The organism is Opitutales bacterium, assembly GCA_013215165.1.
Classification (GTDB): domain Bacteria; phylum Verrucomicrobiota; class Verrucomicrobiia; order Opitutales; family JABSRG01; genus JABSRG01.
This window is the reverse complement of sequence record JABSRG010000085.1, coordinates 1-9,960: the sequence shown is the minus strand read 5'-3', so window position 1 is coordinate 9,960 and position 9,960 is coordinate 1. Positions and strand designations below refer to the sequence as shown.

Annotated in this window: 10 protein-coding genes and 1 pseudogene; all 11 read right to left on the bottom strand. The window is 55.0% G+C overall.

Annotation, left to right across the window (positions count from 1 at the left end):
- Positions 1–168 precede the first annotated feature (168 nt).
- The gene (locus HRU10_14180; protein ID NRA28378.1) at positions 169–1,362 is read right to left on the bottom strand and encodes an alpha-D-ribose 1-methylphosphonate 5-triphosphate diphosphatase; all 1,194 of its coding nucleotides are present in this window, start codon (positions 1,360–1,362) and stop codon (positions 169–171) included.
- Positions 1,363–1,372: 10 nt separating this feature from the next.
- Entirely contained in the window at positions 1,373–2,197 is an 825-nt protein-coding gene (locus tag HRU10_14175; GenBank protein ID NRA28377.1) for an ABC transporter permease subunit, read from the bottom strand.
- Complete coding sequence (gene phnE, locus HRU10_14170) at positions 2,194–3,024, bottom strand: phosphonate ABC transporter, permease protein PhnE (protein ID NRA28376.1); 831 nt, start codon at positions 3,022–3,024, stop codon at positions 2,194–2,196. The genes HRU10_14175 and phnE overlap by 4 nt, the downstream gene beginning before the upstream one ends.
- An 11-nt stretch (positions 3,025–3,035) precedes the next feature.
- The gene (locus tag HRU10_14165) at positions 3,036–3,845 is read right to left on the bottom strand and encodes a phosphonate ABC transporter ATP-binding protein (GenBank protein NRA28375.1); all 810 of its coding nucleotides are present in this window, start codon (positions 3,843–3,845) and stop codon (positions 3,036–3,038) included.
- A 12-nt stretch (positions 3,846–3,857) separates the two neighbouring features.
- Complete coding sequence (locus HRU10_14160; protein NRA28374.1) at positions 3,858–4,814, bottom strand: phosphate/phosphite/phosphonate ABC transporter substrate-binding protein; 957 nt, start codon at positions 4,812–4,814, stop codon at positions 3,858–3,860.
- A 9-nt stretch (positions 4,815–4,823) separates the two neighbouring features.
- On the bottom strand, positions 4,824–5,552 hold the full coding sequence (locus HRU10_14155) for an ATP-binding cassette domain-containing protein (protein NRA28373.1): 729 nt from the start codon (positions 5,550–5,552) through the stop codon (positions 4,824–4,826).
- Between the two features lie 18 nt (positions 5,553–5,570).
- Positions 5,571–6,425 (bottom strand): ATP-binding cassette domain-containing protein, encoded by an 855-nt coding sequence (locus HRU10_14150; protein ID NRA28372.1) that lies wholly within the window; start codon positions 6,423–6,425, stop codon positions 5,571–5,573.
- A gap of 24 nt (positions 6,426–6,449) precedes the next feature.
- Positions 6,450–7,367 (bottom strand): annotated as a pseudogene (locus tag HRU10_14145) (alpha-D-ribose 1-methylphosphonate 5-phosphate C-P-lyase PhnJ).
- Between the two features lie 30 nt (positions 7,368–7,397).
- Entirely contained in the window at positions 7,398–8,570 is a 1,173-nt protein-coding gene (locus tag HRU10_14140; GenBank protein ID NRA28371.1) for a carbon-phosphorus lyase complex subunit PhnI, read from the bottom strand.
- A gap of 26 nt (positions 8,571–8,596) precedes the next feature.
- Complete coding sequence (gene phnH, locus HRU10_14135; GenBank protein NRA28370.1) at positions 8,597–9,208, bottom strand: phosphonate C-P lyase system protein PhnH; 612 nt, start codon at positions 9,206–9,208, stop codon at positions 8,597–8,599.
- A gap of 23 nt (positions 9,209–9,231) precedes the next feature.
- Positions 9,232–9,654 carry a phosphonate C-P lyase system protein PhnG gene (gene phnG, locus HRU10_14130; protein ID NRA28369.1) on the bottom strand — a complete coding sequence of 141 codons (423 nt, stop codon included), beginning with the start codon at positions 9,652–9,654 and terminating at the stop codon, positions 9,232–9,234.
- Positions 9,655–9,960: the final 306 nt, after the last annotated feature.

Below are 9,960 nucleotides of genomic sequence, written 5' to 3'. Positions count from 1 at the left end.
AGCATCTCGTTTTTCCATGCCTGAAAGGATGAATGATGCATGGGTGAAAGTCATGTATTATATTAGCGAGTTAATAAGCGATGTAAGGTTCAATTCAAACCGCACATTTCCCCAACTGCCTCTTTTGTAGTTGCCGCGCTCTGTCGGGGCATGGCGACAAAACGGGTTCTATACCGCGTTCACCAGAGCACGTGCATCAGAATGACGCTCGGCTCCAACCTGTTCCGATGACTGATATACCAACTCGCCACCGACCCAAGTATGGGTGACTTCGGCGTAATTCGGATGAGCTGCGAAGAGTGTCAGGTCGGCCAATTTTCCCACCTCGATCGAGCCCAATTTTTCGTCGCGATTGAGCGATTTAGCCGCGTTATAAGTCACCAGACTCACAGCTCGCGATGGTTCGATACCTGCGGCAAACATCTTACATACACTCCCAAGTAACGAAGGAAAATGGTAGTCACTGCATAGCACGTCGACGAGACCACGTTCCAATGCCTCTGGCGCGCCAAAGTTGCCGCAGCGAGACCCACCGCGGTAGTAATTTGGGGCGCCCATAGTAACGATCAGCCCGAGATCTCTCGCCTTCTGAGCGGCCTCGAGAGTCGTCGGCATTTCGGCGATCGAACAGCCCATGGCGTGCGCTTCTATAACGTGATCGATGGTCGTATCATCGTGGCTCCCGAGCGATATATCACCGGAAAATGCGTCCCGAATCTGGGGACGATTGTTGATACCGCGGTTCGTCTCAATCTGCTGCCGAATCAACACCCGTGCTTCTTCTAAAGACACACCGCGCCGCTCAGCCCATTTACCCGCAATATGATCGAGATCGCGAAACTGGCGTTCTCCGGGGATGTTTTCGTTAAACACAATATTTCCCAGCGTCGTGAAAGATTTCAGCACCTCGATTTTGGGATCTACGGGTTGGAAATTCGTATCCCAGCGCACGTGCATGAGGTGGCGCGCTTTCGCCGTTTTCGAGAGCCGCTCGTACTGACGACCCAGCTCCAAACCGTCGCGACGCCAAAGGGAGCCCCCTTTTTCTTTATCCGCCGACACGCGGACGGCACCGAGCACCGTGGTCAGGCCCGTCGCTAGAGCTCTCTGATCCATCATGTGAAAGGCCAGCTCAAGCGGGATCTCTGCACTCGGGCGCGGCGCGATTTCTTTCTCGATATAGTCGGTATGGGTATCGATCACTCCGGGGATCAACCACCGCCCGCGCGCATCCAGAGCTTCGGGCAGATAGCGGTCCTTAAGGATCTCTACAATCAGCCCATCCTCGACAACGAGAGATCCTTCAAAATCCTCCCTCCGTGTTACGATTCGGGCATTCGTGATGAGAGTCGTTTGAGACATAGAACAATCCTTACTTTAGAGTAATTCCCTTATTGAAAATGCGTTTACGGAAACGATCGGATACCCGCTCGATACAGATCATCATAACCAAGATGAAGACGACATAGGCCAGGAGGTCTTGGTACTGTAGCGTGTCCCCGGCGACATTGAGATGAAAGCCTAACCCCCCGCCGCCATAGACGCCCAATGCGATGGCAGCCCCGACATTGATTTCTAGAAGGAAAAAGCCGTTGGCGACGAAACTGGGTAGCACCAGCGGCACGATCCCGTAGCGGATTTCCTGAGTTTTTGAAGCCCCCAACACCCGCACGCTCTCCTGAGGCTTGGGATTCACATTCTCGATAGCATCCGCAAAGAACTTCCCAAACATCCCAGTCGATCCGATTATGAGAGCAATCGTCCCCGCAAACGGTCCAAAGCCGACCGTGGTGATGATAACCAGCATGATCGCATAATCAGGGGCGACGCGCTGGATCGCCAAAAACGCTCTGAACAGGCCGCGCGTGAACGCATTGGGCGCTGTATTCCGCGCGGCGAAGAATGCCATAATAAAAGCCAAAAAGCCCCCGCCAAAAGTCCCCAAGAACGCCATCGAGATAGTTTGGATCATGGAGGCCCACAGTTTCTCCGAACTGAAGAGGTCCACATTGAGCGGCACCATATCCTTAAACAAGTTCACCACATGGTGAAACTCGGTGAAGAACATAAAAGGGTTGGTCCCCTGATAGATAAAAGCGCCCACGAGGAACCCAAAAATCCCGCCAAAGACCCCGAGATTCTTTAAGAATTTACGGGATGGGAGGAGTTCGGGGGGGACATCGATTGCGGTGCTCATTTGAGATCGTCTCCTTTGAAAATCACAGAACGCAGCCAATCGGATAATTTCTCCGCTGTAAAAATGAGCACCAAGAGCATTAAAATGACAGCGGCTGCCCGCTCGTATTCCAACGCGAGCATGGATGTGCTCAATTCGTAACCCAAGCCACCCGCCCCAACGGCCCCCAGCAAGCCCGCCTGGCGCATGTTGATTTCGAATCTAAAAATCGATGTGGAGATGATCGTGGGAATCACCTCCGGGATAATCCCGTAACGCACCACCTGCCATTTCGAAGCACCGGTGCACTCCAGCGACTCCAGAGCCTTTTCGTCTACCTCCTCAATGGCATCGGCAAACAACTTGGCCAACATGCCAATCGAGCCGACGGTTATGGCCATAATCCCCGGATAAGCCCCCAGGCCAAAAGCCGCCGTCATGAGCACCATCACCACGATCTCGGGGATACCCCGCTGTATGGTGATAAAAGTCCGCGTGATGTTACGCACCCAGCTTGGCACGATGTTGTTTGACGCCAAAAACGACACCGGGATGGCCAAAAACACGCCAATCGGTGTCGGGATCAATGCCAGCAGGATCAGAACGAGTGCCGGCACCAGCAGCTCAGGGATGGCACTGAACAGCGGATTAAAAAAATCCTTACTACGGTTGAGCCCCGAAGGGAGGTCCTGGATGAGGGTAATAAGATCGACCTCTACGCGCCAAGAGGCCAACCCGACCACCAGCAATACAAAGAACAACCTCCCCAGAAGGCGCCATTTCTTACCTGGCCCGTAGGGTTTGAGCGCTGCGTGCTGTGCCGTCTCTAACTGTGCCACGTCCCCCATACTCCCCGTCGTTATGCGCTCACCTCAAAGGGGTCTTCCTCGTGGAGCGACAAGTTTGAGATGTCCGCCAGTTCGTCGAGTTCTTCCCCATAAATATCCCGCAAGAGATCGGCATCCGTGCTAGGTCGACCGTCATACACGACACGCCCATCGCGCAAGCCGATCATGCGTGTGCAAAACCTGGCCACTAGGTCGGGCTGATGAAAAACACCGAGCACCCCCTTCTCTGCTGCGAGCGGTGCCAAAAGGCGCATGATGGCACGGGCATTCTTAGGGTCGAGGCTGCTAACGGGTTCATCTGCGATATAGAGGGCCGGGTTTTGATTGATGGCGCGGGCAATGGCGATGCGCTGCATCTCGCCCCCTGAGAGCGATCCAGTAAGCCGTCCCGCACAGTCTGCCATGCCGATCTGGTTCAGAGCTTTCATAGCCCGGCGCGCCTCCTTATCGGTGAACCCATACAACCAGCTACGCCAGGGGGATATCCGCGCCAAACGACCCAGCATGACATTTTCCAAAACAGTCAGCCGGCGCACCAGGTTAGAGCCCTGGAAAATCACCCCCATCTTCATCCGCGCATAACGCAGCTTGCGTCCACTGAGCTCGGTCAAGTGGTAGACCCGTTCTTTACTGTCTCTAAAATGTATCTCCCCGGAAGTCGCCCGAGTCAGTCCTAAGACGCAGCGAATAGACAGAGACTTTCCTGCTCCACTCGGCCCCAACACGCCGACAAATTCACCCGCTTCAACCCGGAAAGAGACTCCATTTAGGATGGATTCACCGCCCTTAACAGTCTTCGTGAGATGATTTACTTCGAGCATCGACAAGGTCTCCTAATTGCCACCGCTCAACAGCGTCATCGTGTCGATGTTATAGGCGATCTCTCGCAACCCATCCCACATGTCGTCGGTCGCCGGGACCCAGATCAGCTCAGGGCGCATCGCACGGTGACGAAAGTCTTCCAGCAGCTCGGGATCTCTCAGGTGCAAGTTCACGTAGGCATCTTGAATCGCGCGCTTTAGGCCTTCCGGAAGCTCCTTCCTCGCGAAGACCGGAGAGGTAGGAATATCGTCAGATTCCCAAAGCACCACCAGATCATCAGGCTGGATACGACCATCACGAAGAAACCGTTTATAGGTGCGGTCGTTGATCGTGGCGGCATCGACCTTTGCTGCCACGGTCGCCATCACGGCATTGAGATGAGTTTGGGTGAAGACCACCTCTTTAAAGGTATCTTCTGGGTTCACGCCCCGGCTTTCAAAGTAACCGCGCGGCACGAGGTGTCCCGACGTAGAAGCCGCATCGACAAATGCGAGGGTGTAGTTCTCAGCCCCCGCGATCAGATCGTCCATAGAGGTAATCCCAGTTTCGGGACTCGTTGCGATCAGGGTGCTGTAGTGGTTGCGCGCACCACCGAGAGAACCGCGCGTCGCCAGCGCTTCGACCCCCGCCTTTTCGTAGGCGATCATATACATAAACGATCCGCCCTGCGCCAAATCAATCTTATCGGCACGCATCGCCTCGATCACCGGGCCGTAATTCGTCGCGCGGATGAGCTCGACCTCGATGCCCAACTGCTCACTGAGGTATTCAGCTAGATCGGTAAAACGGGTGATCCGCCCCTCGGGGTCATCCTGAGAAGGCGTCAGCGCCATGCGAATCTTCGCAGGCCACACCTCGCCATTTTCTTGCACGAGGGTCTCAGGCTCGCTGGTAACGCATCCGGCAAAGAAAGACGCACAAAGCAAAAGCGTGCTCGCGATACCGACTCTGTAGAGAAACGCACTCATCGCGGTAGACTAAAGCGCCAGAGTCGAAGCCACTTCCACTTCCTCCAGACATCCCTTGGCGAGGTGGAGGCGTCGGTCCGACATACGCTCCAAGGCATGCTTGTCGTGAGTAATCAGCATCACGGAGGTCCCCGTTTCCTTAAGTCCCAAAATCATGTCGATGACGATGTCCTTAGTCTTAGGGTCGAGGGAGGCCGTTGGCTCATCGATCAATAGGTAGCGCGGCTTGCCGAGGATGGCGCGGGCCACATTGATGCGCTGCTGCTCACCTCCGGAAAAGGTCGAAGGGAAGGCATCCCACAGCTCGCGGGGCAACCCGAGCTTCTCCAGCATCACGCGAGCGCGTTCCAAAGCCTCATCATGCGCAACGCCTTCCTGAAGCAGACGCCCAGCCACGACCTCCACCGCCGGCACACGAGGGATCACACTGAGAAACTGGGAACAGTAAGTCATCTCCTCTCGGCGGATGCGAAGGATCTGGTGCTCGGTAGCCTTCAGCAGATCGATTGGGCCGTAGAGCTGGGAGTGGTAGACCATCTCGCCAGCATTGCACAAATAGGTCCGGTAGATGCACTTCATCAGGCTAGATTTCCCGGAGCCAGATTTTCCTGTAAGCCCGATAATTTCACCCTGGTATTGCGTGAAACTGACATCCTCCAAAGCCTCAATTGATTTATCGTTAAGGATGTAGAGTAAGAACGATTTGCGCAGGTTGTTGACTTCGAGGATCGGTGTCATGGCGGAGCAGAGAGAGGGTTAAAGGAGGCTGCTAACAAGCAGTTGAGTATAGGCGTGCTGGGGGTCCTGGAGGATCTGATCGGTCAGCCCAGCCTCGACGATGCGGCCATTTTTCATGACCATGGTGCGGTCCGTCAGCATACGGATGACGCTGAGGTCGTGAGATACGACGATCATCGAAATCCCCAGCTCTTGTTGCAGCCCGCGGATGAGATCGAGCACTTTGGCTTGAACCGATACGTCGAGTCCCGTCGTAACCTCGTCGAGGAAGATCAGCGGAGGGTTATTGGCAATGGCTTTGGAAATCTGCACCCGCTGCTGCATGCCCCCGGAAAACTGGCCAGGCATGCTATCCATGCGTTTAACAGGAACCTCGGTCTTATCGAGCAGAGTGCTAGCGCGAGTGCGGATATTAACCACATGGAAATTTCCCGCCATAAGGAGTTTTTCCGCGATATTCCCTCCCGCCGAGAAGCGGAAGTTTAGACCGTCGCGAGGATTTTGGTAGACCATCCCCATAAGGTGATTGCGGAAGTAACGTTTCTTTTGGTTAGAAATCGTCAATAGGTTGGTCTCCCCACCCTCAAAATCGCGAAAATAGACCGCGCCGCCTGTCGCTTCGTTATCGAAATAAAGCAGTTGGACTAGCGTCGATTTACCCGAGCCGGATTCGCCCACGACTCCAAGCACTTCGCCCGGATAGAGGTCGAAGTTCACCTCAGCACAGGCCACAATCGCGTCGGTCTCAGGACAGATATTCGAGCCAAATTTGGGTCCAGTATATTGGACGGTGCTCGAGCAGGGCTCGCCGTAGATCTTTTGCAGACCTCGCACCCGAAGCAGCCATTGTTCGTCTTTTGGAAGGGAAACCATTGAGGAAAATTTTGGAGGTTAGAACTACAAGCGAGAGGCGCCGATTTGGGCATCTTGTTGGTATTTAAACAGACGTTGGCGAGGGCGCTCGTGGTCGGAAACGCGGACCTTATCCAGGAAATTGGAATCGTTGATCACATAGTTCTGCGATCCATCCGTCCCGTAGATCTCATCCATAAAAGCGTCATCCTGGCCCGAGGCCGCACACTTGATGCCGTCGAAATTCTCGACGGTGGAACGCACGTCTTCAAACTCAAGCGGCTCCACGGTCGTATGGGGAGGAACGACGTAGATCCGCTTTTCCCGGCCGGCAGCAAAGACGTTGATATTTTCCGAATTGCTCAAATTGGGCACATCCCAGCGGGGAATCGGAGAGGGGCTCATCAGGTAGCGCCCGTTGACCCGGACGGGATAGCCGGCACCGCGCATGATCGCGCCAAACTTCACGTAACTCTCATACAGGCTCACCTACATCTTAGCATAATCCGCCTCGGCGTGCATCTGCCGTGTCTTGAACTCGTAGCGCTCCACGCCGCGTAGAATCTCGGGCTGTGGCACCTGAAAAACGATGATCTGATCCGCATTTAAGACTTCTTCGGTGATGCGGTGGCGCGTCTGGATGATGGTCGCATCGGCAGTATCGAAGGTCGTCGCGCATCCCGTCATGCGCTTGACGAAGTCGCGGAGGTTGCACGCATTCACGCTCGCATCACTCCCTTGATCGATAATTTTGAAGACGTCAGCCTTGCCGATCAGCGCGAGAGTGGCATGCAACCCACCGGTCCCCCAACCGCGCGAGATGGGCATCTCTGGTGAGGAGTAAGGCACTTGATAGCCGGGGATTGCTGCCGCCTTGAGCATTTTGCGACGGATCTCCTTCTTTGTCGTTTCGTCGATGAATCCGTAGTTATAACTACGTTCAAATTTTTTTGCCTCTATCATAGTGTGGTGGGAAGATCTTAAAACTGGGTTCTAGCGATACATGCTCTGTGGATCGGGGATGTCTTTGACTTTACTGGCATCCGATCCCGTGACCCCGAAGGCCGCTTTGCGCTGTGCCGCGTCCCGCCGTTTCATGGCTTGCCGGACATTGCTCAACCCGCTTTGGAAGGTCACGTAGTGCGGCAGTTTGAGGTGGTTGGTAAAGCCGTAGGACTCGACGCCTTCAGTGTGATACAAAACAAACTCCTGCTGACATGCTGGCTGTTCCTCATCGCCGTAGCGGATGGCGCGATCGAGGATAGCCATGCTCAACGACTTCAGCTCGTTCTGACCAAAGCACAGGCCGTAGCCGTGAGTCATGTAGGGCACTTTGTCGCGATTGCCCTCTTTTACCTTCGCAATCAAATCAGTCTCGGCAACTCGGATGCGACCGATGGTGCGCAAGCGATTACGGCGATCGCGTACCCTCACAGCACACTTGCCTAACCGCAGCTCGCCAACACTCGGCTCGACGTCGCCAAACCCGCGCATGGAGCTGTAAGCCATGGACGTCATACCCCCCTGCTCTCCGCGGGCCAGCATCTGCATCGTGGCACTGCGCGGGGCTGGATATTTGACCGCTTCGCGGGTGACATCGAAGACCCGGGAGTCCTTCTTTTCCGGAGAAAATCGCAGGCGCCCGCATTCTTTGAGAAACCGAACGATTCGCGGAAATTGCGTCGGATCTGATCCCGCGTCGGCCACAAATTTGCGTGCATTCTGCTCACTTACAAATTCTGAGATCGAGCCCAGCGACTCATCCACCAAATCAGTATTTAAGAGCCGAAAGACGTAATCGCGCGTCGGCCCTAAAATCTGTCCACCTGGCAAATCGCGAAATGCCGAGGATACGCGGCGTTCCACCTGCATGGAGTCCGTGTCCAGGATCTCGGAAAAATACGAGCGGTTTAGCGTGGCGCGGAAGGCACGGAGCATGAATGCACCCTCAAAGAGATCGCCCTCGGTCTGCTTCAGCGAAAGAGCTGCATGCTCGGGCGCATAAAGCGAGCCCTCCCCCATTATTTTATCGAGAGCCTTCCGGAATTGAGTCCGGATCTGTTCGATCTCGACGGGCGTGGTCTTACTGCGGAGACGATAAAAATCGACCAGACGCTCGGCGTTTTGGATGGCTCGCTCCCCTCCTTTGATCGCTACATATCCCATAAAATAATCCTCTTTTCGCTTTGGCGTTACAAAACGACGTCAACCTGGGTCGTTCGCGGCAGGCAACCCACGGCCAGCCCGCTCGCATTTTCCGCAGTCAGGATGACGTCTACCCCCAGAGGAAACTCGCAGTTCTTCTCCGCCAGCTCGCTCAACCAATGCTCAGAGATACCCGACACAAAGATTTGTTTGCGTCCCGCCACACCCGGACCGCTGAGCGCCAAGGCGATGCCTTTATCGACAGGTTCATCAGACAACGCATCCACCATCAGAACAAAGGTCGCAGACTTCTCGGGGTAAAGCGGCTCGCCCTCTTTCGATCGCTCGATCAGTCCCAAGGTCGCCTGTGCCGTGCCGATAATAAAGTCGGCATCATCTGCCGAAGCCTGACGCACCCCAGTATTCCCCAGTAGATAATCTGCAACCGCCTCCGAAGGCTCAGCGAGTGCCACCGAGACGTCGTCATTCAGAAGAGCCAGCGCCACCAGAGCTGCCGCCCGGGTGAGGCCTTCTGGCGACGAGATGTCAACTGGTTTCAGGTCGTTTATCTTACCTGGGCGCGACATGCCGTCAAAAATAGAACGGAAGAGCACCTGGGAATCGAATACCTCGTCAAAAACTATTTCTCGTGCGATCATGACAATAAATTCCAGCTCGTGTTTCAGCCCTCTTCCATGAGCTTGAAATCCACCCGCGTGGACAAAGTCCGGGCGAATTCCTGACGCTCTTTGGTGGCAATCCTCTCGGCGTGTTCGCTGATGAAAGCCGCCGCCTCGGCATCGGCCTCAGCCTGCCCATGCAGCAACGCATCAAACACAGCGATGCAGTACCCCCGCACCGGCTCTTCTCCCAAGCACAAGCCATAGCCGGTAACGCCATCGATCTCGACCTCACACTCCGTAGTAAGCGCTTCACCAAGGTAGAATTCTTGGTGTTCGAGAGAGTCCTCAGCCCGCACCATCGTAAGGCATACAGCAGGCTCCTTAGTCACACGGACTGCCATGCGCGCCTCAAAGTGTTCCACCTGAGTTTTCAGCGCATCTAAGTCGCATTCACACAGGGTGTAATCAGCATCGTATTCCATCAATGCCGCCCATCATCACCCTCACGTGTTAAGACAAAATGAAGGGATTCATTTTCCGCAAATTCGGTATATATCGGACCAAAATTGTTGGTGAGGCGCTGGCTTTGGGGGCAGATCTGCGCCGAACCAGGCAATCGCTAGCGCGATCACCCTGAGGATTTTCAAAAACTGCAGCCGACCCGCTCTGTCGGGTCGCTGGCTTGAGGACTCATCTACACCGAAGAGACACGCCGACTGAGCGGCTCTGCTACACGTCTTTATTTACTTTGGCGCGGCGGGTTTTGAGGACGTAGCCGAAGGTTAAGA

What these genes read in the sequence shown, in the direction of transcription:
- HRU10_14165 (NRA28375.1), bottom strand. Translation starts at nt 3,845, where the DNA reads ATGCTCGAAGTAAATCATCTCACGAAGACTGTTAAGGGCGGTGAATCC.
- HRU10_14155 (NRA28373.1), bottom strand. Translation starts at nt 5,552, where the DNA reads ATGACACCGATCCTCGAAGTCAACAACCTGCGCAAATCGTTCTTACTC.
- HRU10_14180 (NRA28378.1), bottom strand. Translation starts at nt 1,362, where the DNA reads ATGTCTCAAACGACTCTCATCACGAATGCCCGAATCGTAACACGGAGG.
- HRU10_14140 (NRA28371.1), bottom strand. Translation starts at nt 8,570, where the DNA reads ATGGGATATGTAGCGATCAAAGGAGGGGAGCGAGCCATCCAAAACGCC.
- phnH (NRA28370.1), bottom strand. Translation starts at nt 9,208, where the DNA reads ATGATCGCACGAGAAATAGTTTTTGACGAGGTATTCGATTCCCAGGTG.
- phnE (NRA28376.1), bottom strand. Translation starts at nt 3,024, where the DNA reads ATGGGGGACGTGGCACAGTTAGAGACGGCACAGCACGCAGCGCTCAAA.
- HRU10_14175 (NRA28377.1), bottom strand. Translation starts at nt 2,197, where the DNA reads ATGAGCACCGCAATCGATGTCCCCCCCGAACTCCTCCCATCCCGTAAA.
- phnG (NRA28369.1), bottom strand. Translation starts at nt 9,654, where the DNA reads ATGGAATACGATGCTGATTACACCCTGTGTGAATGCGACTTAGATGCG.
- HRU10_14160 (NRA28374.1), bottom strand. Translation starts at nt 4,814, where the DNA reads ATGAGTGCGTTTCTCTACAGAGTCGGTATCGCGAGCACGCTTTTGCTT.
- HRU10_14150 (NRA28372.1), bottom strand. Translation starts at nt 6,425, where the DNA reads ATGGTTTCCCTTCCAAAAGACGAACAATGGCTGCTTCGGGTGCGAGGT.